This is a genomic window from Loktanella sp. PT4BL (assembly GCF_003201935.1).
Taxonomy (GTDB): Bacteria; Pseudomonadota; Alphaproteobacteria; order Rhodobacterales; family Rhodobacteraceae; genus Yoonia.
The window spans coordinates 39,854-60,450 of the sequence record NZ_QJJL01000004.1; the positions used below are offsets into that span (position 1 = coordinate 39,854).

Here is a 20,597-nt window from a genome sequence, read left to right on the forward strand (position 1 = left end):
ATTGGCAAACAGGGTCTAAGAACAAACGCTGACAGAGGTGAAACGATGCAGAAACTGACACGCCGCGCGATATGTGCCGGTGCAATTGCCTTGCTTGCCGGTTGCGGCAGAAGCCGCCGCCAAACTGAAACACCGAGCCGCCGGAATATCCCGCTCTATCCCAATGAGACGCCTGAACTGCGCCGTCTGATCAACAAATACGCCGATGTGCACGAGATTCCGGTCACTCTTCTGCACCGTGTGATCGTCCGCGAAAGCACACACAATCCTGCCGCACGCAACGGGCCCTATTACGGGCTGATGCAAATCCACCCGCAAACAGCGCGATCGATGGGCTATCGCGGGGCACCCGAAGGGCTGCTGGACGCCGAAACCAACCTGATCTACGCGGGGCGGTACCTGCGCGGGGCATGGCTGGTGTCGGACGGCGACGAGGCGACCGCCGTCAGCTGGTACGCGCGGGGCTATTATTATGAGGCCAAGCGGCGCGGATTGCTGGACGAAACCGGCCTGCGCTAGGCAGAATGTATCTGTGCAGGGATCATCGGCGATTTCCGGCCATAAGCTTGCGCTTATGGCACGCCGTATAAACCGGATGCCACTATGATGCCGGACCGAAACACCCGAAGTCTTCCCCAGGCAACAACGTCATTGCCGCTCATACACACCGGGACACCGGTGAACCAAATTGAAGGAAGATACTCATGAAGAAACTCGCACTTGTCGCCATGATCGCGCTCGCAACACCGGCACTCGCCGAAGACGTAACAATGGACAGCATTCTCGGAACCACCCTGCAAGAAGTCCAGACATCGCTGACCGAGATGGGCTATGAAGTCCGCAAAGGGGAAATGGAAGACGGGAAAATCGAAGTCTATTTTGTCCGCGACGGCCAGATGGGTGAGGTTTATGTAAACCCGCTCACTGGCGCGGTCATGAAACTGGATCTGAAGAGCTAAGATGATGACCCAAACCAAGAACATATCCAGCGGGCGCGCAAGCGCCCGTGACATCACGGTCTGGGACCCGCTTGTACGATTGATCCATTGGTCTCTGGCCCTGACCATCTTGCTCAACGGCACCATTATCGAAGATGAAAGCAGGGCCCATGAACTGATCGGCTATACCGCTCTTGCGCTTGTCGGCCTGCGCCTCGTTTGGGCATTTATCGGCCCTCAACACGCGAGATTCACGGCATTTCCGCCCAGTCCGCGCCGTGCGATCCATTACCTAAAGACGATGATTGCGGGCGACCGGTCGGTGCATCTGTCACATAACCCGCTCGGGGCGCTGATGGTCTATAACATCTGGCTGAGTGTCATCGCGATCGGCGTGACCGGCTATATGATGACAACGATCACCTTCTTCGGTGTCGACTGGGTCGAGGAAATGCACGAGGTTGTTTTCGGCTGGCTGTTGTTTTCCGTGGCACTGCATGTTGGAGGGGTCGTCTTTGACACATGGCGCTCGGGTGTTCATCTGGTCCGCGCCATGATCACCGGACGAAAGAGCGTTCCTGAAGGCCGCGAGATCCTATGAAAGCGAAATTCTGGCCCGCAAGAACCGAGGAAAGGCGCGCAACGATCCTTGCGGGCCTTATCCTGTTGCAGGCTGTCTGCGCGCTTTTCTTTACCGTTGATGTGATTGAGGACTACCGCCATGACGGGCAACTGGACGGTCCGCATATGATCCTTGAATCCATCGCAGCGGTTGCTCTGATCGGCGGTGTGATCTTTCTCATGGTCGAATTGCGCCGCCTTCTGCAGCGGATGGCTGTCATGCAGACCGGACTGGAGGTGGCACGCGGAAATCTTGCCGATGTGATCGATGCATTTTTTGAAGAGTGGCAGCTGACAAATGCCGAACGCGATGTTGCCCTAATGATCCTCAAAGGGTTCGACAACGAAGCCATTGCGGGGCTGCGCCATACGGCCGCCGGCACGGTGCGCGCACAGGCGACAAACATCTATGCAAAATCCGCAACAGACGGGCGTGCCCAGTTCATCAGCCTGTTCATGGAAGAATTGCTGGCCGGCGATATCGGGACTGTCGCGTCGCACGCAGAGGATACGTCAAAAAAAGGGCCGACAAAGGAGGGGTCATCCCCCGTCGGATGACGGGAGAGGACCGGATCAAAGTCAGTTTCAGCCGACACGCACCCAGTTCTGGCTGGAACACAGCAGACCACCGGCAACACAGCCGCGTAGACGCAGCGCATTTCCGTCAACATCCATTTTCCCGATGTAGACCTTATTGTTGGACGGACGCCAGACCGACCCTTCATAGGCCCCGCCACCCTGTGGGACCATGTCGATCACCAGCGTTTTGCCGATGTTCTCGGACTGATACTCCCCATCAGCGTTGAACGTCCGGCTGATCACGCCACAGACAGCAGCACCGCATGGGGCAATCGTGATATGCGCATAAGCGCCGTCATCTACTTCGGTCTGCCAGACGCCAAGGGCCGCGTCCTGGGCGGATGCAGCTGTTGCAAAGGCAACCAGTGAAGCGGCCAAAATCAAAAATTTCTTCATACTCAATTCCTCCCTGAGTTCTGATGCCGATCATGAGAACGAAATGCCTTTGCGATCAAGAAAGACGTTGGGTCAAAGCCCGCGTTGCAATCCCGCGCTGCGCATGCATAAACGCGCACAAACGCGAAAGGTGTCCCCACGATGATCCTCTATCCTGCCATTGACCTCAAAGACGGAAACGCGGTGCGGCTGGTGCATGGCGATATGGATCAGACGACAGTCTTTAATGAAGACCCCGCAGCGCAGGCCAAGGAATTCGTGGCCGCTGGCTGTGCGTGGTTGCATCTGGTCGATCTTAACGGCGCTTTCGCAGGTGAACCCGTAAACGCCGCCCCCGTCGAGGCCATTCTGAAAGCCTGCCCCGTTCCTGCGCAACTGGGTGGCGGCATCCGCGACATGGCCACGATTGAACGCTGGCTCGACAAAGGGTTGGCGCGCGTGATTCTGGGAACCGTCGCTGTGGAAAACCCCGATCTGGTCCGCGAGGCGGCACGCGCCTTCCCCGGCCAGGTGGCGGTCGGCCTTGATGCGCGCAACGGGCGCGTTGCCACACGCGGCTGGGCGGAAGAAACCGACGTCATGGTCACCGACCTTGCCAAATCATTCGAGGACGCAGGGATTGCCGCGATCATCTATACTGACATTCTGCGCGATGGCGCCATGAAAGGCCCCAACATTGATGCGACCGCTGACCTCGCACGCGCCGTCAATATTCCCGTTATCGCCTCTGGTGGCGTCTCGTCGATGGACGACCTGACCGCGCTCAAAGCAACCGGCGTGATCTCGGGCGCGATATCGGGCCGTGCGCTTTATGACGGGGCGATTGATCTCAAAGCGGCTCTGGCTGCACTCCGCTAGTACCTTGTCTTTGAAAAAACCCCGAACAGCACGCTTGCGGCACGCCCTGCCCGCGCTTAGACAGAACCCATGCTGAAAACCCGCATCATCCCTTGTCTGGACGTCGCCGAAGGCCGTGTCGTCAAAGGCGTGAACTTTGTTGATCTGATCGACGCAGGTGATCCGGTGGATGCCGCGATTGCCTATAATGCGGCGGGTGCGGATGAGTTGTGTTTCCTCGATATCATGGCCACGCAGGAAAACCGCGGAACCATGTTCGATCTTGCCACGCGCACAGCCGAGCAGTGTTTTATGCCGCTGACCATTGGCGGCGGTGTGCGCACGCACCATGATGTGCGCGATCTGCTGCTGGCGGGGGCCGATAAGGTCAGTTTCAATTCTGCCGCTGTCGCCAACCCCGATGTGGTCGCCGAGGCTGCGATGCGGTTCGGTTCGCAATGCATCGTCGTGGCGATTGACGCCAAGACAGTCGCGCCGGGCAAATGGGAGATTTTCACCCACGGCGGACGGCGGGCAACGGGCATTGATGCGGTGGAGTTCGCCAAGACTGTTGTGGAAAAAGGCGCGGGTGAAATCCTGCTCACATCCATGGACCGCGACGGCACAAAGGCAGGTTTCAACCTGCCCCTGACCCGCGCTATTTCCGATGCGGTTGATGTGCCTGTGATTGCCTCGGGTGGCGTGGGCACGCTGGATCACCTTGTCGAAGGCGTGACCGAAGGCGGCGCCTCGGCCGTCCTTGCCGCGTCGATCTTCCACTTTGGCACCTACACCATCGGCGAGGCCAAGGCCCATATGGCCGCCGCTGGCATCCCTGTGAGGCAGACATGACACTGAACGACCTGTCCGAGATCATCGCCGCACGCAAATCAGCTGATCCTGATAGCAGTTGGACCGCGAAACTCCTGTCTCAGGGGCCGGAAAAATGCGCAGAGAAATTCGGTGAAGAGGCGATTGAAGCCATTATCGAGGCGGTGAAGGGCGACAAGGTGCGCCTGACCTCGGAAGCTGCGGATGTGCTTTATCACCTGCTCGTCATGCTGACCGCCTGTGATGTGGCACTGGACGATGTGATCGCTGAACTAGCTGCGCGCCAAGGCACGTCCGGTATTGCCGAGAAAGCCGCGCGCAGCTAACTGCGCGCGGCCCACGAAACGATTACCTTCCGCGCGAGACCCATTCGAGGATCTTTGACGAAATCCGTTCGTCCTCGGCCTGCTGTCGTGCCTGCTCGGCCTCTTGTTCCGCCAGTGCTGCCAAACGCGCCTCTTCTGCCAGGCGTGCCTCTCGGGCCTGACGCGCTGCCTCGATTGCGGCTGCGCGCTCAGCCTCAAGCCGCTTTTGTTCTTCCGCCTCCAAGGTTTCGCGATTGAACTCTTCAATCCACTCGGGCTTGAAACCATCGCGTCTTGGCGTCACCTCTTTGCGTGGGGCGGGTGTTTCGACGCGCTTCTGGGCATCTTCGCTCAAGACATGCTTGTTGGTTTCCTCGATCAGCTCGCTCAAGGTTTTTGTCAGGGTCTTGTTTTCCGGTATCTTGACCGTTTTGACCTTCTTGGTTTCCTGCTCGATCAGGTCCAACCATTCTTTCGCAGACTGGATGCGCTCTTTGGGCGACACGCGCATTGCCTGGTCGATTGCTTGCAAAAATGCGGTTTCATATTGGGGAAAGCGCCCTGTGATGGGCTCATAAGGATCAGGTTCACCGCCCGCCATCGCTGACACGCGGGTTTGACTGTTGGGCGGTGCCTCACCCGAAATCAGGTGGTACATTGTGGCGGCCAGTGCATAAAGGTCACTGCAAGGACCCTGCACACCGCCTGCAACGTAGAATTCATGCGGTGAATAGCCGTCTTTGACAACGAGCATCGTCGACACGGCACTGGTCTTCTGGCTCGCATCCTCACGGGCTGCACCAAAGTCGATCAATGCAGGCGTGCCCCATTTATCCAATAGGATGTTGTCGGGTGAAATATCACGGTGCAGCAGGTCATTATTGTGGACCAGATCAATGGCATCCAGCACCTTCACCAGAATATCGCGCACCTGATCAGGGCTCAGCGCGTCATTGTCATCCTCGATCACATCAAGCAGATCGCGCCCTTCGAACAGATCCAGCACCATATAGGCGGTGCCATTTTCCTCGAACGCCTGATGGACGCTGACGATATTGGGGTGGCGCAACTTGGCAATACTGCGCGCCTCGCGCATGAACATCTCGACGATCTTGCGGTATTGCGCATCATGGGCGGGTGCGTTGACGGTCACGCGGTTACCGAAACGCATGCAGACTGATTCAGGAAAACATTCTTTGATGACGACCGGGCGTTCCAGAAACGTGTCCATGGCCAGATAGGTGATCCCGAATCCACCCGCGCCGATCTGACGGTCGATCTTGAACTTGCCATCCAGCAATTCCAAACCGGTCGGCAGGCCCTGACCCTGACTTTCGTAGGTCTGCGATGCGTCAATGATGCGTGTTTCTTGCATTGATTATCCATAGTCGTGAAGCACAACGGAAAAACAAAGACTGATACTGGAACTAACCTATAGGTGTGACGGCGGGCCCATGAGTCAACGACGAAACATTTGCAATTTAATGCGTATAGAATCGGCTTACCGCACCATCTCGTTAAGCCTGTCCGGCAATTGTGCCATTCTTGTGGCACGTTAGGACTTTTTTAATAAAATCGTTCGTTTACAACTGCAACTTTGACGAGATTATGCCCGTAGCAAAACCCGCCATACGCAATTCCGAGAACAGTCTCTGGTATTCGATCTTCGGACAACGGTCCTCGATCACATCGACACCGCGGGCTTGCGCCTCTGCTGCGGCCTGCGGATGCGACACGCCGATCTGCATCCAGATTGTTTGCAGGTCGGGCCAACGTGCAAGTGATGCAGTGACGATTGGCGGGACCTGTTCCGAACGGCGAAAGATATCGACCATATCGACCTCATCGGGAATGTCGGACACCTCGCCATAGACCTTTTCCCCCAAGAGCGTCTGACCCGCCAAACCGGGGTTCACAGGGATGATCCGGTAGCCTTTCAGGCTCAGATAGCGGGCGACATAAAAGCTGGGGCGGACTTCATTTGCAGACACGCCAACGATCGCAATCGTTTTCGTGCGCTTCAGAATCGTACGGAGGTGGTCATCGGAACAGCTCATGGCGCACCCTACACCGGACAATCCAAAGAAAAAAGCGCCCGGCAAAACCGGGCGCAAGTCGTGGAACGAGGGACAGTGAGACAAAGCGCGCGTGTTCCGGAGACGCGCTTTCAATTCTTATCTTTGCACGGGAGGTGCACAAACGAAGGGGTACTCAGGCAAATGTGATGCGGCGTGTGCAATGCGCGATGACGGGTCAGTCGAAAATCTCGTCAACCACATCTTCGACAACATCCCAGATTTGCGACATCACGCGGCGGCCAAAGCCCTTGGATTTCTTGCGCTTTACGGGCCGCTCATACCGGTATTCGGGATATTTCTCGACCCGTTTGCGCGGCGTTGGGCGGGCGGGTGCTACCGCTGGTGCAGTTTGCTTTGGCAACATCTTGAGCGCCCGCAGGGGTGCGCCACAGTTGCTGCATGTCAGCTCATGCCGGTCGTGGCCGCGCAGGACAAGAGCCGCTTTGGTGCCGCAATAACAACATGTCGCAATCTTTGTGGCACCCATCAATCCGGTCCTGTCCTTCAGCCTTTGACAGCATATAGGGCAACTGCCGCAGCATTTGAGACGTTGAGCGAACCAAATCCGGCTGCTGCGTCGATTTTCACCAGTTCGTCGCAGGTTTCGCGCGTTTTTTCACGCAGTCCCGGCCCTTCTGCGCCCATCACAAGCGCGACAGGACGATCGCGCTTGCCTTCAACCGCGGCCTCGATTGTAGTTTCAGCCTCACCATCAAGGCCCAGCACAAGATAGCCCATGCCCTTCAGCGCCTCCATGGCATCCGCCAGATTGCGCACCCGCAAATAGGGTTGCCGTTCCAGAGCACCACTAGCCGTTTTCGCCAAAGCGCCTGTCTCGGGGGCGGAATGACGCTGGACCGCGACAACAGCGCGCGCGCCGAATACCTCGGCAGAGCGCAGGATCGCACCCACATTGTGGGGATCGGTCACGCGGTCAAGCAGCACAATGCGTGGCGGCATGGGGCCATCGCCAAGCGCCACATCTTGCAGGCTGCCCCAATCGAGCGGTTTCACTTCCAGTGCCGCCCCCTGATGCACCGACTGCGGATCAAGCGGCGCTGCGAATTTGCGCGGATCGGAGATCTCGGGTTCCATCCCGCTTTGCGCCACGGCATCGCCGAGGCGTTCCAGCGCATTGCGCGTCACCACCAGCCGCAGCTTGGTACGGGCGGGATTTTCCAGCGCGTCACGCACCGCATGTAGACCAAACAGCCAAACGGTTTCCTGCGCGGCAATCCTTTTGCCCTGCTCTTTTGCAATCACCCACTTTGGCTTTTTCATCTGCTTTCCTATCGCGCATGTTCGCCCCCGCGATACCCCACTCGGGCGTGGCTGTGAAGAGGATCACATTTAACCCCACTTTTGCGGTTGACGCACCCTGGGGGCGCGGGTAATCAGCGCTTGGTTGGGCGACAGGCCGCAAGGTGTGGCAGGGGACTGTAACTCCCTCGAGGCGACTCACGCCTGGTTCGATTCCAGGGTCGCCCACCATTTTTCAGACAATGTGAGTCAGCCACGACGCAGTGCAGGTGCCTTACCGGCAGCCTCGGTGCGCCTTGTCTTGGCGGCTAACGGCAACGCCCGCATCATCGCCAACCGGTCGCGCGGGGGCAGTTGACCCTCGACGTGGACTTGCTGTTCCGCGATGATGAGGTGACAGTCAGAGGGCGGGTCGTTTTCGATACCCTTGACATGATCGCACGTCCCTCGGAAAGCCGGACCAAATGCAACAGACCACCAACGACCGATTGAAGACAGCCCTGTTGCTGTTGTCCGTCGCGGGCCTGTTGGCGGGTCTTGCATTCTACTTCACTGGCCGCACTGATACCGCCAGTTTCCTCTGGTTTCTAGGCGTTGTGCCCGTACTCGTGGCGCTTGTGGTCGAGATCATCCGCAGCCTCTGGCAAGGCGAGCTGGGATTGGATATCGTCGCAGCGCTCTCAATGACCGCAGCACTTGTCTTTGGTGAAACACTGGCCGCAGCCGTCGTCGCGGTCATGTATTCCGGCGGCACGTTTCTGGAAAGCTTCGCCGAAGGCCGCGCGCGGCGTGAAATGCATGACCTGTTGTCACGCGTGCCCCGCACGGCAACCCGACACAAGAATGGTGGTTTGGAAGACATCCCGCTGGAGGACATTCAACCGGGTGACCTCTTGCTGATCCGGCAGGGCGACGTTGTTCCCGTCGATGGCACGGTCGCCTCGGAGGGCGCTTTCGTCGATACGTCGGCACTTACAGGTGAATCGTTGCCCGTGCGTCTGCTCCACGGCGCAGAGGCCTTGAGCGGCGCGACAAATGCGGGCGAACCCTTTGACCTGATAGCAACGCGGTTGGCCGAGGACAGCACCTATGCCGGAATCGTGCGTCTGGTCGAAGAGGCCCAACGCTCCAAAGCGCCCATGGCACGCCTCGCGGATCGGTGGTCCCTCGGATTTCTTGCCGTCACAGTCTCGATTGCTTTTGCCGCATGGTGGCTCACCGGCGATCCGATCCGGGCGGTGGCCGTGCTTGTGGTGGCGACGCCCTGCCCTTTGATCCTTGCCGTGCCCGTCGCACTGGTGGCCGGTCTGTCGCGCGCCGCGCATTTCGGTATCTTGATCAAAGGTGCCGGACCGCTTGAGACGATGGCTCGGGTCGGGACGCTGATCCTCGACAAGACCGGCACACTGACCGACGGGCGACCGCAGATTGTGTCCATTGACAGCCGCGACGGCAGTGATGGCGATGAAATCCTGCGTCTTGCCGCGGCACTTGATCAGGTGTCAAAGCACCCGGTCGCCCAAGCCGTCGTCGCGGCGGCGAAAGCACGCGATCTTGCGTTACCGATACCGTCAGAGGTTACCGAGATCCCCGGAGAGGGGGTGATTGGCCAAGTCGAGGGAAACAGCGTGATCGTGGGCGGAGCCGATTTTGTCGCCCAACGTATCGGGCATCCGGAGGACGATCACCCCGCTGGCGCAGCAGGTTCTGTTCTTGTTGCCATTGCGGTTGACGGCAAAATGGCCGGATATCTCGTGATGGCCGATCCCTTGCGTGACGGGACAGACGCCATGCTTGCGCGACTGCGCCGCGAAGGGATCACACGCCTACTTCTGGCAACAGGCGACAGGGCGGCGGTCGCAGAGCGGATCACCAAGGGTCTCGGGTTCGACAGTGTCCAGGCGGGGCTGACACCCGATATGAAGGTAGAGCTGGTGCTGGAAGAGCGCAAAAGCAGTCCGGTGATGATGGTTGGAGACGGCGTGAATGATGCGCCGGCCCTTGCCGCCGCAGATGTAGGCGTCGCCATGGGCGCGCGGGGTGCTGCCGCATCGGCCGAGGCGGCAGATGTTGTGTTGCTGGTGGACAGGGTTGACCGTCTGGGTCAGGGGATCGAAATTGCGCGCCGTGCCCGCCGTATCGCGATTGAAAGTGTAGTCGCGGGGATCGGCCTGTCGGTTGCAGGCATGATTGCCGCGGCCTTTGGCTATCTGACGCCGGTTCAAGGAGCCCTGTTGCAAGAAGCGATCGACGTGGCCGTCATTCTGAACGCACTGCGTGCGCTTTGGATTGAACCGGCAGGCACAACAGAAAACCGGAACACGTTCGGAGCTGACAGCGAAGCACCGGTATAGGCTGGACGAAAACGGCGAATTCATCCAATGTTACAGGGAAATCTTAAAGTAGTGCAGCCGGCCGTCTCCACGCAGGAGATAAAGCCCTGCGTCGTCAGTTCAGGTCCGGTTCCTTAATGATCCCCAAGATAATCCATCAAACATGGCGCGATCATGATCTGCCGGTCCCGAAGGCGTGGCCCGAGAGCTGGCAGCGACATAATCCGGATTGGGAATACCGTCTTTGGACCGACGACGATCTGCTTGCATTCGTTCGGCAATGTTACCCCGAGTTGGAGGCGCTCTATCTGTCGTATCCAAAGCCGGTGCAGCGTGCGGACACGGCCCGCTATCTGATCTTGCACCACCACGGCGGCGTTTACGCTGATATCGACACGGAATGTATGGCCCCGCTTGATCTTATCGCAGGCGAAGAGCGGATCATCTTTTCCGCAGAACCGCTTGAGCAGGCATTCCATGCACATCGTTTGGGCATGGATCTGGTACTGTCAAACGCGGTGATGGCAAGCCCCAAGGGACACCCGTTCTGGCCCTATCTCTGCAAGGCGATGGTCCGTTGTCAGCATGGCAAGTCGCATATCCTCGAAACAACGGGGCCGCTTTTGCTGACAGGGGCGTATGAGACCTATCGCGACAAGGATACAATCTCGGTCAGTTCCTGCCATCTCTTCAATCCGCTCAATATGGCATTGACCGCCAGCCCCAGCCCCCGTTTCGGGGACTACGCGCATCACACAGTTGCGCACCATTATTGGGGCAGTACCTGGTTCTCTCGGACTAGAAACACACGGCGCATGCGTTTGGAATTGAAATTGCGCAGAGCGATCCACCAGCTCACCCGTGGTCCTGTGCTGACAAGGACAGAAATGGCAAAGCAGATTGATACGGCTGTCCTGCACCGACCGATCAACCCGCAAGACGTGAATATCTCCATTCTGATCCCTGTCCGCGATGCAGCCCCATTCCTTGAACGCTGTTTTGAACTTCTGACACAGCTGACCTACCCCAAAGACCGCCTCAAGATCGTCTTTTGTGAAGGCGATAGCCGCGATGACACGCAGGAAAGGCTTGCCGAACTGGTATCGACCCACAAACACATGTTTCGCGCCATTGAAGTGACCACTTTGGAAGTCAACTCAACCCTCGACCGCGCCAAACGATGGTTGCCTGCCTTGCAGCGCGAACGCCGGTCAAATCTGGCAAAGGTCCGCAATCATCTGATTGATCACGGGATCACGGAGAACGACGATTGGGCACTCTGGATTGATGTTGACGTCTGCGATTACGCGCCCGAGATCATCGAACGCCTGCTGTCGGAACACGAGAAAGTCGTGACACCTGACTGTGTGTTGGACTGGGACGGGCCAAGCTATGATAGGAACGCTTTCAACGATGCCGGCGAACGCAAGAACCTGACCTACTACAGGTGGGTCAGGAACGGCATCTACATGCCGCCCGCGCATCACCGCGCGCGCAGGCATCTTCATGTGTTGCGGTCTTTGAACCGCGTGCCCTTGGCATCTGTCGGGGGAACGATGCTCTTGGTCCATGCTGCGGTTCATAAGGCTGGCCTGCGGTTTACCGAACTGCCCTACGATGACTTGCTTGAAACCGAAGGCTTCGGGCGGATGTGTTGCGATTTTGGAGTGCTGCCGATCGGGCTGCCAAATGTGCAAATCCGCCACGTCAGGAGTTAGGGGACGCGTGCATAACGCGCACCTGTTGCACCTCGCCTCTGCGCACGGCTAGAAAGGCAAAACTTTTACAGGATCAGCCCATCTATGGCCAAGCCGCCGAAATCGACAGCCCCTTTCAATATCCTGATCATCGGGCAAGGCGGACGTCTTGAATATGAGGCGCTGCTTTTCGCAGCCTCGTTGCGCAGCTATGCGCCCAAGTTCACGGGCAAGCTCTATGTTGCCGAACCGCAGCCCGGCCCGCTATGGGACCGCGACCCGCGCATGTCCGCACCCGTCAAAGCTCAGCTTGCCGCCTCGGGTGCACAGGTTGTCCCCTTCGTCTCCCGCCATTTCGGCCAGTCCTATCCCTACGGCAACAAGATCGAAGGATTACAGGTCCTGCCCGCAGGCGAGCCCTTTATTTTCTTCGATACCGACACGCTGATCACCGGTGAATTGGCCGATATCCCTTTCGATTTCACCCGCCCTGCCGCATCCATGCAACGCGAGGGCACATGGCCTGTCGAAGAACTGTACTGGCCCGGCTACAGCGCGATATGGAAGTCGCTTTATGACCGTTTTGGGCTGGATTTTGAAAGCTCGCTCGACCGCACGCAGCCGGATGAATATTGGGAACGCTATCTGTACTTCAACGCCGGTTGGTTTTTCGGGGCGGACCCTGCGGAGTTCGGTCAGAGGTTTACCGATTATGCGGTCAGCGTGCGCGACAACCCTCCGACTGAACTGGTCATCCAGCCGCTTGACCCCTGGCTCGATCAGATCGTCCTGCCCTTGGTTATTCATGGCTTGGGTGGCGGCAGACCGGGGTCGGAACTGGCGGGGCTCGACGGGGGTGTCAGCTACCATTACCGGCTCTTGCCGCTGTTCTATGCAACTGCGACAGATCGACAGGTGGCCGTGCTGGAAGAGGTCACGGCGCCCAACAAGATCAAGAAGCTTCTCAAGCTTTACGAGCCGTTCAAGCGGATGGTCTATCAGGGACGCGGTACAAAGGTGCGCGCCCTGTTTGATCGCAACAACCTGCCCCGCCACGAAAAAGCGATCCGGAACCAGATCAAGGCGGCAGGATTCTGGATGCGATGACTGCGGCGCTGGTGCGCGCGCATATTAAAGCCGACTGGAAACGCCTGGAATATCGACGGTTCCAAACACGCGGCCCGTCGGCGAACCGGTTGGTGAACCACCCACAGGTTCCTCACTGACACCCAAAGTCAGGATACCTTCTACGGCGGCAATCTCCGGTGGCATCGCAATCCTGACTGTGTCGCCCTGCGGCCAGAGCCCCACAGATGTGGCCGGCTCTCCCTCGCCATGCGCCCAGACTTGCAAAATGCGGCCTTCGGGGGCGGCACCGGCCGTACGGGTCAGAAAGACCTCATTGGTCGATTTATCGACAACGGCCACGACACGGAAATCCCCGGCTTCGGAAACGATCTCTGCCGTATAGAGCGGCCCACCGTCCGCAGGAGGATTGCCAAGACCGGAGGAGAGCAAAAACGCCAGCAAAAGCACGCTCAGGGCACTGACCCCTTGCCAGAGCCAAAGCCGCGCCCACCACGGTTTACGTTCTGGCGTCGGGAACAGTTCCGCAAAAAGCGCCTGCTTGACGGCAGGCCGCGGCGCAACCGGTGCCAGTTCGTCAGTCATCGACGCCAAGCGCATTTCCCAATCCGTCACCGCTTGGGCGAAGGCGCGGTCGGTCGCCAACAAACGCTTGGCCTCGGCCAATTCCTCGCCCGTCAACAGCCCCATTGCATATTCTGCGGCCATGACGTCCATCTCGTCGGGTGCTTGCTCTGTGGTCATCGTGCCATACACTCCCGCAGGGCTATCAGGCTCCGGCGCAACCATGTGCGCATCGTGTTGAGCGGCACATTAAACTGCTCGGACAGTTCCTGATAGCTTTGCCCCTGAAGATATGCGCCCGAAATCGCGGCACGGCGGTCCGCGTCCAACTCATCCAGGCACTGTGTAATGCGTTTTGCCTCGGAATGGGCAATTGCCGCCTGTTCCGGCGACATCCCGGGCGCAGGGAGCCGTTCGCTATAATCGGCGACATCGTGATCCACGTGACGCGCACGCAGGCGGTCAATGGCCGTATTCCGCGCAATCGTGATGAGCCATGTCATCGGCGAATGGCCCGTCACCTGATAGCGACCGGCATTCTTCCAGACTTTGACGTAGGTCTCTTGCATGGCATCCTCGGCTGCTGCGCGTTCAGTCAACACACGCAGACACACAGCGAATAGTTTCCCCGAGGTGGCATCATAAAGTTCCGAGAACGCCGTTTGATTGCCCAAAGCGGTTTGCGCAATCAGCGCTTCTATTTCGTCGCGGCCATCAGTTTTCATTGTTTATCAATATCAGAAGGCCACGCATGGGTTACAAATGTTCCGAAGAGTCTATCGGCAAAACTTTGGGTTGGCCAACGTCTTTCTCACACCGAAAAACTAGAGCCGCGTGAAACTTTATCCAGTGGTCTCACGTGTTTTCGTCGATCTGCCGGACATAACGTCCCGTGGAATAACGATGGAGAGACACATGAAGACATTTATTTCAGCAATCGCCCTGAGCATCGCCGCAACCGGCGCATTTGCCGCCGCCCATGCCGTGACCCCCTCGGTCGAAGCCGCCAACCAGTCCGTTGCCAATGGCATCGTCAGCGCAAGCATGGTTGTCGCGGCCGAAAACGGCTGGATGGTTGTGCACAGAACCGATGCGACGATGGCACCGGGCCCTGTGGTCGGTTACGCGCCGCTGCGCAAAGGTGACAACGTTGATGTCGCAGCAATCCTGACCGAAGAGGTCGCCCCTGGTGATATGCTGATGCTGATGGTGCACTCCGAGGCTGGTGGTACGATGACAGGCGGCTTTGAATACACACTTGGTGCCGTAGAAGACGGCCCGATCCGTGTTGACGGAAATCTTGTGATGGCTGTGATCACCGCCGAGTAAGCGTCAGAAATTCTTTGGCCCAAGGTTCCGAGTTTTGCGTTTCTGATATCGGCCAAGGAAATGGATCGCCCGCAACGCCGTCCCCGGGTTGCGGGCGATCCCTCTTAGGTCGCGAAGACGCCGTCCATATCGGCGTAGCCCTTGACTTCAATCGGGTTGCCGGACGGATCACGGAAAAACATTGTCCATTGCTCACCCGGCTCACCTTTGAAGCGCACGGAGGGTGCGATGATAAAATCGGTCTGACGCTCTTCAAGGCGCCCGGCCAATGCAGTCCAGTCTTCCAGCGGCAGGACAATCCCGAAATGGGGCATCGGCACCATGTGGTCGCCCACTTTGCCTGTCGGTTCATTGGCAAAGGGCGTGCCCAAGTGCAGGCTCAGCTGATGGCCGAAAAAGTCGAAATCCACCCAGGTATCGGTCGAACGCCCTTCGGTCGCGCCCAATGCACCGGAATAGAATTCTCGGGACTCGTCCAAATCCAAAACATGAAAGGCAAAATGGAATGGGTGCGGCATGATCTTGTCCTTTGCGAATGAGGGCCGTTGAGGTGTTCCGGCTTTCCGCCTACACCTAGCGGCAACAACTTTCAAAGGGGAGACCAGAAATGACCGACGGCCCAAGCTATGGCTTTGACACGCTGCAAATTCACGCAGGCGCCCGCCCTGATCCGGCAACAGGCGCGCGCCAAGTGCCGATCTACCAGACCACCGCCTATGTGTTCCGCGATGCAGACCACGCGGCGGCTTTGTTCAACCTCCAAGAGGTTGGCTATATCTATTCCCGCCTGACCAACCCCACAGTTGCCGCGCTGCAAGAACGCATCGCGACACTTGAAGGCGGTGTTGGCGGTGTGTGCTGTTCGTCCGGTCACGCGGCGCAAATCATGGCGCTCTTCCCGCTGATGCAGCCGGGGCGCAACATTGTCGCGTCCAGCCGCCTCTATGGTGGCACCGTCACGCAGTTCAGCCAGACGATAAAACGCTTTGGCTGGTCCGCGAAATTCGTGGACTTTGATGATCATGCCGCAGTCGCGGCCGCCATCGACGACGACACGCGCGCGGTGTTCTGCGAAGCCATCGCCAACCCGGGCGGCCATATCACCGACCTTGATGCGATCTCGGCCATTTCCGATGCGGCAGGCATTCCTTTGATCGTCGATAACACATCCGCCACGCCGTACCTGTGCCGCCCGATTGAACATGGCGCAACACTGGTCGTCCACTCCACCACAAAATACCTGACAGGCAATGGCACTGTCACCGGTGGATGCGTCGTTGACAGCGGAAAATTCGACTGGGCCGCGAACGATAAATTCCCGTCCCTCAGCCAACCCGAGCCCGCCTATCACGGCCTGAAGTTTGCCGAGACATTCGGCCCACTGGCCTTTACGTTCCACGGCATTGCCATCGGTCTGCGCGATCTGGGCATGACAATGAACCCGCAAGCCGCGCATTACACGCTGATGGGGATCGAAACTCTGTCGCTGCGCATGGAACGTCATGTCGAGAACGCGATGAAGATCGCTAAATGGCTCGAGGATGATCCGCGCACAGAATACGTGACTTATGCCGGGCTTGAGAGCTCACCCTATTCCAAACTGGTGCCAAAAATCTGCCCCAAGGGTGCAGGTGCCTTGTTCACCGTCGCCGTAAAGGGCGGCTATGACGCCTGTATCAAGCTCGTCGATAGCCTCGAGATATTTAGCCATGTGGCTAACCTTGGGGATACGCGCAGTCTGATCATCCACTCGGCCTCGACCACGCACCGCCAGTTGACGGCAGAGCAACAAGAGGCCGCAGGTGCTGGCCCGGGCATCGTGCGTTTGTCCATCGGGATCGAGGATGCCGACGATCTGATTGCCGATCTCGATCAGGCCTTGGCAAAAGCGACTGCCTGACACGAAGAAACCCGCCCGTGCCCTTGGCGTGGGCGGGTTTCTGCTTTAGGGTTCCTGCATGGGGGCAAAACGCGTTTTGCCTGTGGGACCAACATGCTAGAGCGTGACAATGATCACCAACTTTGCGCTATCGCTTTCGCTTGACGGAATTGAGCTGCTTCATCGCGTGCCGCGCGGCTGGCGGCCGGTTGGACGCGTCGATGTGGCCAGCAAAACGCTTGAGGAAGATCTGAGCGCGCTGCGTGAAAAGGCCCTGTTGATCGAACCCGACGGCCTCCGGACCAAACTGGTGATTCCACTCGATCAGATCAAATACCTTGCACTGGACGGGACACGCACCACCGAGGATGACATTCACGCTGCGTTGGATGGCGCCACACCCTATGCGCTGGGTGATCTGGTCATTGATAGTGAAAAAAGTGGCGGACGCACCCATGTTGCCGCTGTCGCACGCGAGACACTCAACGAGGCAGAGGCCTTTGCCGATGCCCATGGTTTTCAGCCTGTCGCCTTTGTCGCAGTACCCGAACCCTTCACCTTTCAAAAAGAAGTCTTCTTTGGCCCGACAGACATGGCGCGCAGCATTGTTGGCCCTGACGCGATCATTGAACGCGATGACCTTCCGGTCATGCCAGTCGGCACGCGGATCAAATCGCGCCTTCTGGTGTTCGATCAACCCGAAAATGTGGAAGAGGACACGTATAAAGACGACCTCGCCATATTGATGGCATCTCAGGATACGCCCGCACCGGTTGCGGCCGAGACCGGGGTCATCGCTGAGGCCGAAAAAGCCCCTGCACCGGTTGCGCCAAGACAGGCAATGTGGATTGACCGTATCCCGCCCGAGCATCATGCGCGGACCACTGCGGAAATGCCTGAAGCCGCACCCGCTTCTACAGCGGCCAAAGTTGCATTGGCAAAACCTGTGCTGTTGGATCTGGTGATCCCCGAGCATCACCGCAAAACGCCCAAGAAGGCAAAGTCACCGCTTGTTGCCGTATTTGGCGGACAAAAAAGTGCAGCCCTTGCCGTGTCGCTCGGGACACCGGCATCGCAGGTAGCGGCCCCCGCGATTGCGCCGCAGGCGAACCGGCCGACAGCTCCAGACGCAAGTCGCCCTAAAAGCGCACCAGAGACGAACAAACGCCCTGCCCTGATTGCCGCTGGCATTGCTGCGGCCACTTTGGTGTTGGGTGGCGTCATCTGGTCCCAGCAGACGACGACTGAAACAGCCGCCCTTGCGCCAGAGCCTCCGGTTGCAACCGAAGAGGTGGTCATCGCGCAGGCACCATTAGAACAGTCGAACGTTGAGCAAGCGGCACCGGAGGCAGGCCCAGAGATTGCCGAGTTCAGGGTCCCGGATCTTACCGCGCCACAGATCACGGGCAGTGAACTTGCGACAACCGGACCGGAAGCCCCTGCGACACGCAGCGCTGCACCTGCGGAACTAGCGGTTGCCGCAGCGGACGCACCCCTCACAACAGTGCAGGCCCCGCCTGCCCCACCGGTCGAGGAAACAGAAACAGCCGAAGCCACCGTTGGTGCCCCCGTCCTGCGCGCTCAGGTACTCAGCCCCGACGAGGCCGAACGCATCTATGACGCGACCGGTGTCTGGCAGCGTGCCCCACGGTTCTTTGACATCCCGTCGGGCGCAATTCCGTTGGCATTTGATCGCCCTGCGGACGTAACCGCACCTGACCGGATCAAACGGCCCGACATGGCGCAGCTTGACGGGTTTGAAACCGATCTCAGTTTTATTGCCCCGGCCAATCCCCCCGCACCCGACGTGACATTTGCGCGGGACGCGGACGGGTTCATTCTGGCAACCGAGGAAGGCACCGTTACGCCGGAAGGTGCCTTGGTCTTTGCGGGGCTGCCTGACCTTGCAATCACGCCACGCCCGGAACTCAGCCAAGCTGATCTGGAGCGCTTTGCGCTTCTCGCGCCGGCCCCTGAAGGTGTGGTGATCATCCCGGGCACGCCGGCTGTCGTGCCACCTTTGCGCCCTGCGGATGCGGCATTGCCCGAACCGGAAGAGGCGCCAGAGGATACAACCGTTGCCTCTGCCACACCTACACCGGAGGCGCCAACACCCGGCGCTGTTGGCCTTGGAGGGCTCGAGCTCCAAAACACCGGCACGATTTCACTTGATACAGCCGTCGTGGAAGAACGCGCGCTTGTTGATCTGCGCCCCCGCCTGCGCCCACAGGGGCTTGCGGCAAGGGTCGACCCCGGCACGCCGGATATCACCGATATTCTGGCAGGTATCGCGGCCGAAGATGCGACCTTGCGGTTTGACAACAGCACCGCACTGGCTGTTGTGCTGTCAATCCGCCCTGATGCACGCCCGTCAGGCTTTGCCAATGTCGTCGCCGCCGCCTCTGCCCGCACTCAACCACAGCCAGCGCCCCCTGCACCATCAGCCCCCGAAAGTACCGCACCTGTCGTTGCTGCCGCGCCGGTCGCGCCACAGAATGTCCAGCCCGTGCCGGGCGGTGTTGCACGTGCGGCCACGCAAGAAGACGCGATCCGCCTGCGTGAGATCAATCTGATCGGTGTCTATGGACGCCCCAATGCCCGCCGCGCTCTCGTCCGCCTGAGCAACGGGCGCTACGTGCGCGTCGAAATCGGAAGCGAGCTTGATGGCGGGCAGGTCACCGCCATCGGGGATAGCGCGCTGAATTACGTCAAACGCGGGCGGACCTACGCGATCGAATTGCCATAACTAGCTTGCCTTCAGAACACCGCGGTCGATCTGGTCGGCTTCGATGCTCTCGAACAGCGCCTTGAAGTTCCCTTCGCCAAAGCCGTCATCGCCCTTGCGCTGGATGAACTCGAAAAAGATCGGGCCGATCACGGTCTTGGAGAAGATCTGCAAAAGGATGCGGGTTTCGCCGCCGTCCACAACACCCTCACCGTCAATCAGGATACCGTGCTTCATCATCCGCTCTTTGGGCTCATCATGGCCCACAACGCGGGTGTAGCTCAGGTCATAATAGGCCTCGGGCGGCTTGGGCATGAACTTGATACCCCGCAAGGCAATCTCATCCGTCGCGTCATAAAGGTCATGCGCGCCCACAGCGATATGCTGGATACCCTCGCCCTTGTACCGCTTGAGGTATTCGACGATCTGCCCCGTTTCCCCGCGGTCTTCGTTGATCGGGATGCGGATCCGCCCGCAGGGAGACGTCAGCGCGCGCGACAAGAGGCCGGTGAACTTGCCCTCGATATCAAAGAACCGGATCTCGCGGAAATTGAAAAGGTCACCGTAGAACCTGAACCAAAGGTCCATGTTCCCCTTGTGCACATTATGTGTGAGGTGATCGAGATAGTGGAAACCGACCCCCGCAGGATGCGCGTCTGAGACCCAGTCGAATTCGGCGTTATAGGGGTTCGCTTCATAATACTGGTCAATGAAATAGATCAGGCTGCCGCCGATGCCGACGATTGCAGGCACGTCCAATGCCTTTCCATCGCCCTCATAGGGAACCGCCCCTTTGCTGACCGCATGTTCGAAGGCATGCTGCGCATCAACGACACGCCAGCCCATCGACGGCGCACAGGGGCCATGTTCGGCGACAAAGGCGCGTGCGTGGCTGCCCGGTTCATTGTTGATCACATAGGTGATATCGCCTTGCTGCCAAAGCTCGATATCTTTGGTCTTGTGCGTGGCGGTGTGGGTATAGCCCATCTGCGCAAACAAGGTGCGCAGGGTCTCTGGCTCTGGATGGGCAAATTCGACAAATTCGAAACCATCTGTCCCGGCTGGGTTTTCAGCGCTGATTGTGGCTTTCGGGGCGTCGTGCGGAAAAGGTCCCATGGGTGATCTCCTATGCGTTTTGG

General features: G+C 58.8%; 22 protein-coding genes and 1 tRNA gene. 14 read left to right on the top strand and 9 right to left on the bottom strand.

The features are described 5' to 3' along the window. The first annotated feature begins 45 nt into the window (after window positions 1-45). The 4 genes from C7964_RS14085 to C7964_RS14100 all read left to right on the top strand — a co-directional run bounded on the left by C7964_RS14085 (window position 46) and on the right by C7964_RS14100 (window position 2,117). Window positions 46-519 (top strand): transglycosylase SLT domain-containing protein, encoded by a 474-nt coding sequence (locus C7964_RS14085; RefSeq protein ID WP_110280309.1) that lies wholly within the window; start codon window positions 46-48, stop codon window positions 517-519. A gap of 185 nt (window positions 520-704) precedes the next feature. Next, a complete protein-coding gene (locus C7964_RS14090) occupies window positions 705-959 on the top strand; it encodes a PepSY domain-containing protein (protein WP_110280310.1) in 255 nt (84 codons plus the stop codon). Between the two features lies 1 nt (window position 960). Next, window positions 961-1,539 (top strand): cytochrome b/b6 domain-containing protein, encoded by a 579-nt coding sequence (locus C7964_RS14095; protein ID WP_286163957.1) that lies wholly within the window; start codon window positions 961-963, stop codon window positions 1,537-1,539. Continuing rightward, window positions 1,536-2,117 (top strand): helix-turn-helix transcriptional regulator, encoded by a 582-nt coding sequence (locus tag C7964_RS14100; protein ID WP_110280311.1) that lies wholly within the window; start codon window positions 1,536-1,538, stop codon window positions 2,115-2,117. Before C7964_RS14095 ends, C7964_RS14100 begins: the two co-directional genes overlap by 4 nt. Window positions 2,118-2,144: 27 nt before the next feature. Here the strand turns inward: C7964_RS14100 and C7964_RS14105 are convergent, their stop codons facing one another. Continuing rightward, window positions 2,145-2,534, bottom strand: a complete 390-nt coding sequence (locus C7964_RS14105; protein WP_110280312.1) for a DUF2147 domain-containing protein — start codon at window positions 2,532-2,534, stop codon at window positions 2,145-2,147. Between the two features lie 141 nt (window positions 2,535-2,675). On the opposite strand from C7964_RS14105, the gene hisA reads away from it, so the two are divergent. From hisA to C7964_RS14120, 3 genes are all read left to right on the top strand, one after another. Then, the gene (gene hisA, locus C7964_RS14110; protein WP_110280313.1) at window positions 2,676-3,392 is read left to right on the top strand and encodes a 1-(5-phosphoribosyl)-5-[(5-phosphoribosylamino)methylideneamino]imidazole-4-carboxamide isomerase; all 717 of its coding nucleotides are present in this window, start codon (window positions 2,676-2,678) and stop codon (window positions 3,390-3,392) included. A 69-nt stretch (window positions 3,393-3,461) separates the two neighbouring features. Continuing rightward, window positions 3,462-4,223 carry an imidazole glycerol phosphate synthase subunit HisF gene (hisF, locus tag C7964_RS14115; protein ID WP_110280314.1) on the top strand — a complete coding sequence of 254 codons (762 nt, stop codon included), beginning with the start codon at window positions 3,462-3,464 and terminating at the stop codon, window positions 4,221-4,223. Beyond that, complete coding sequence (locus C7964_RS14120; protein ID WP_110280315.1) at window positions 4,220-4,528, top strand: phosphoribosyl-ATP diphosphatase; 309 nt, start codon at window positions 4,220-4,222, stop codon at window positions 4,526-4,528. Before hisF ends, C7964_RS14120 begins: the two co-directional genes overlap by 4 nt. 22 nt (window positions 4,529-4,550) lie before the next feature. On the opposite strand, the gene C7964_RS14125 is transcribed toward C7964_RS14120, so the two are convergent. The 4 genes from C7964_RS14125 to rlmB form a co-directional block, all read right to left on the bottom strand. Beyond that, window positions 4,551-5,882, bottom strand: a complete 1,332-nt coding sequence (locus tag C7964_RS14125) for a serine/threonine protein kinase (protein ID WP_110280316.1) — start codon at window positions 5,880-5,882, stop codon at window positions 4,551-4,553. 208 nt (window positions 5,883-6,090) lie between these two features. After that, window positions 6,091-6,564 (bottom strand): CoA-binding protein, encoded by a 474-nt coding sequence (locus C7964_RS14130; protein WP_110280317.1) that lies wholly within the window; start codon window positions 6,562-6,564, stop codon window positions 6,091-6,093. 196 nt (window positions 6,565-6,760) lie between these two features. Further along, on the bottom strand, window positions 6,761-7,072 hold the full coding sequence (locus tag C7964_RS14135) for a hypothetical protein (protein ID WP_110280318.1): 312 nt from the start codon (window positions 7,070-7,072) through the stop codon (window positions 6,761-6,763). 17 nt (window positions 7,073-7,089) lie between these two features. Then, window positions 7,090-7,866, bottom strand: coding sequence for a 23S rRNA (guanosine(2251)-2'-O)-methyltransferase RlmB (rlmB, locus tag C7964_RS14140; protein WP_110280319.1), 777 nt, complete (start codon window positions 7,864-7,866; stop codon window positions 7,090-7,092). A gap of 126 nt (window positions 7,867-7,992) precedes the next feature. On the opposite strand from rlmB, the gene C7964_RS20005 reads away from it, so the two are divergent. The 4 genes from C7964_RS20005 to C7964_RS14155 all read left to right on the top strand — a co-directional run bounded on the left by C7964_RS20005 (window position 7,993) and on the right by C7964_RS14155 (window position 12,982). Then, window positions 7,993-8,076, top strand: a tRNA-Tyr gene (locus tag C7964_RS20005). A 233-nt stretch (window positions 8,077-8,309) separates the two neighbouring features. Continuing rightward, the gene (locus C7964_RS14145; RefSeq protein WP_110280320.1) at window positions 8,310-10,199 is read left to right on the top strand and encodes a heavy metal translocating P-type ATPase; all 1,890 of its coding nucleotides are present in this window, start codon (window positions 8,310-8,312) and stop codon (window positions 10,197-10,199) included. A 116-nt stretch (window positions 10,200-10,315) separates the two neighbouring features. Next, on the top strand, window positions 10,316-11,896 hold the full coding sequence (locus tag C7964_RS14150; RefSeq protein ID WP_110280321.1) for a glycosyltransferase: 1,581 nt from the start codon (window positions 10,316-10,318) through the stop codon (window positions 11,894-11,896). A gap of 84 nt (window positions 11,897-11,980) precedes the next feature. Then, window positions 11,981-12,982, top strand: a complete 1,002-nt coding sequence (locus tag C7964_RS14155) for a GT-B fold glycosyltransferase domain-containing protein (protein ID WP_110280322.1) — start codon at window positions 11,981-11,983, stop codon at window positions 12,980-12,982. A gap of 24 nt (window positions 12,983-13,006) precedes the next feature. Here the strand turns inward: C7964_RS14155 and C7964_RS14160 are convergent, their stop codons facing one another. Both C7964_RS14160 and C7964_RS14165 read right to left on the bottom strand, forming a co-directional pair. Further along, a complete protein-coding gene (locus C7964_RS14160) occupies window positions 13,007-13,705 on the bottom strand; it encodes an anti-sigma factor (RefSeq protein WP_110280323.1) in 699 nt (232 codons plus the stop codon). Continuing rightward, window positions 13,702-14,250 carry a sigma-70 family RNA polymerase sigma factor gene (locus C7964_RS14165; protein ID WP_110280324.1) on the bottom strand — a complete coding sequence of 183 codons (549 nt, stop codon included), beginning with the start codon at window positions 14,248-14,250 and terminating at the stop codon, window positions 13,702-13,704. The genes C7964_RS14160 and C7964_RS14165 overlap by 4 nt, the downstream gene beginning before the upstream one ends. A 190-nt stretch (window positions 14,251-14,440) precedes the next feature. Between C7964_RS14165 and C7964_RS14170 the strand changes: the two genes are divergently transcribed. Continuing rightward, window positions 14,441-14,854: a DUF7282 domain-containing protein gene (locus C7964_RS14170; RefSeq protein WP_110280325.1), complete on the top strand. Its 414-nt coding sequence runs from the start codon at window positions 14,441-14,443 to the stop codon at window positions 14,852-14,854. A 104-nt stretch (window positions 14,855-14,958) separates the two neighbouring features. On the opposite strand, the gene C7964_RS14175 is transcribed toward C7964_RS14170, so the two are convergent. Next, window positions 14,959-15,372, bottom strand: a complete 414-nt coding sequence (locus C7964_RS14175) for a VOC family protein (RefSeq protein WP_110280326.1) — start codon at window positions 15,370-15,372, stop codon at window positions 14,959-14,961. 89 nt (window positions 15,373-15,461) lie between these two features. Here C7964_RS14175 and C7964_RS14180 point away from each other — a divergent pair, with 89 nt between their 5' ends. Both C7964_RS14180 and C7964_RS14185 read left to right on the top strand, forming a co-directional pair. After that, entirely contained in the window at window positions 15,462-16,754 is a 1,293-nt protein-coding gene (locus C7964_RS14180; protein ID WP_076658905.1) for an O-acetylhomoserine aminocarboxypropyltransferase/cysteine synthase family protein, read from the top strand. A gap of 109 nt (window positions 16,755-16,863) precedes the next feature. Beyond that, window positions 16,864-19,479, top strand: coding sequence for a hypothetical protein (locus C7964_RS14185; RefSeq protein WP_110280327.1), 2,616 nt, complete (start codon window positions 16,864-16,866; stop codon window positions 19,477-19,479). Here the strand turns inward: C7964_RS14185 and hppD are convergent, their stop codons facing one another. Beyond that, entirely contained in the window at window positions 19,480-20,574 is a 1,095-nt protein-coding gene (gene hppD / locus C7964_RS14190) for a 4-hydroxyphenylpyruvate dioxygenase (RefSeq protein WP_110280328.1), read from the bottom strand. It lies immediately after the preceding gene. Window positions 20,575-20,597 lie beyond the last annotated feature (23 nt).

Bases quoted from the DNA above. Each gene is read 5' to 3' on its own strand.
- C7964_RS14085 (WP_110280309.1), top strand. From the start codon at position 46: ATGCAGAAACTGACACGCCGCGCGATATGTGCCGGTGCAATTGCCTTG.
- C7964_RS14135 (WP_110280318.1), bottom strand. From the start codon at position 7,072: ATGGGTGCCACAAAGATTGCGACATGTTGTTATTGCGGCACCAAAGCG.
- C7964_RS14155 (WP_110280322.1), top strand. From the start codon at position 11,981: ATGGCCAAGCCGCCGAAATCGACAGCCCCTTTCAATATCCTGATCATC.
- C7964_RS14160 (WP_110280323.1), bottom strand. From the start codon at position 13,705: ATGACCACAGAGCAAGCACCCGACGAGATGGACGTCATGGCCGCAGAA.
- C7964_RS14105 (WP_110280312.1), bottom strand. From the start codon at position 2,534: ATGAAGAAATTTTTGATTTTGGCCGCTTCACTGGTTGCCTTTGCAACA.
- C7964_RS14120 (WP_110280315.1), top strand. From the start codon at position 4,220: ATGACACTGAACGACCTGTCCGAGATCATCGCCGCACGCAAATCAGCT.
- C7964_RS14150 (WP_110280321.1), top strand. From the start codon at position 10,316: ATGATCCCCAAGATAATCCATCAAACATGGCGCGATCATGATCTGCCG.
- C7964_RS14125 (WP_110280316.1), bottom strand. From the start codon at position 5,882: ATGCAAGAAACACGCATCATTGACGCATCGCAGACCTACGAAAGTCAG.
- C7964_RS14100 (WP_110280311.1), top strand. From the start codon at position 1,536: ATGAAAGCGAAATTCTGGCCCGCAAGAACCGAGGAAAGGCGCGCAACG.
- C7964_RS14185 (WP_110280327.1), top strand. From the start codon at position 16,864: ATGATCACCAACTTTGCGCTATCGCTTTCGCTTGACGGAATTGAGCTG.
- hisF (WP_110280314.1), top strand. From the start codon at position 3,462: ATGCTGAAAACCCGCATCATCCCTTGTCTGGACGTCGCCGAAGGCCGT.
- C7964_RS14175 (WP_110280326.1), bottom strand. From the start codon at position 15,372: ATGCCGCACCCATTCCATTTTGCCTTTCATGTTTTGGATTTGGACGAG.
- C7964_RS14095 (WP_286163957.1), top strand. From the start codon at position 961: ATGATGACCCAAACCAAGAACATATCCAGCGGGCGCGCAAGCGCCCGT.
- hppD (WP_110280328.1), bottom strand. From the start codon at position 20,574: ATGGGACCTTTTCCGCACGACGCCCCGAAAGCCACAATCAGCGCTGAA.
- rlmB (WP_110280319.1), bottom strand. From the start codon at position 7,866: ATGAAAAAGCCAAAGTGGGTGATTGCAAAAGAGCAGGGCAAAAGGATT.
- C7964_RS14180 (WP_076658905.1), top strand. From the start codon at position 15,462: ATGACCGACGGCCCAAGCTATGGCTTTGACACGCTGCAAATTCACGCA.
- C7964_RS14165 (WP_110280324.1), bottom strand. From the start codon at position 14,250: ATGAAAACTGATGGCCGCGACGAAATAGAAGCGCTGATTGCGCAAACC.
- hisA (WP_110280313.1), top strand. From the start codon at position 2,676: ATGATCCTCTATCCTGCCATTGACCTCAAAGACGGAAACGCGGTGCGG.
- C7964_RS14170 (WP_110280325.1), top strand. From the start codon at position 14,441: ATGAAGACATTTATTTCAGCAATCGCCCTGAGCATCGCCGCAACCGGC.
- C7964_RS14130 (WP_110280317.1), bottom strand. From the start codon at position 6,564: ATGAGCTGTTCCGATGACCACCTCCGTACGATTCTGAAGCGCACGAAA.
- C7964_RS14090 (WP_110280310.1), top strand. From the start codon at position 705: ATGAAGAAACTCGCACTTGTCGCCATGATCGCGCTCGCAACACCGGCA.
- C7964_RS14145 (WP_110280320.1), top strand. From the start codon at position 8,310: ATGCAACAGACCACCAACGACCGATTGAAGACAGCCCTGTTGCTGTTG.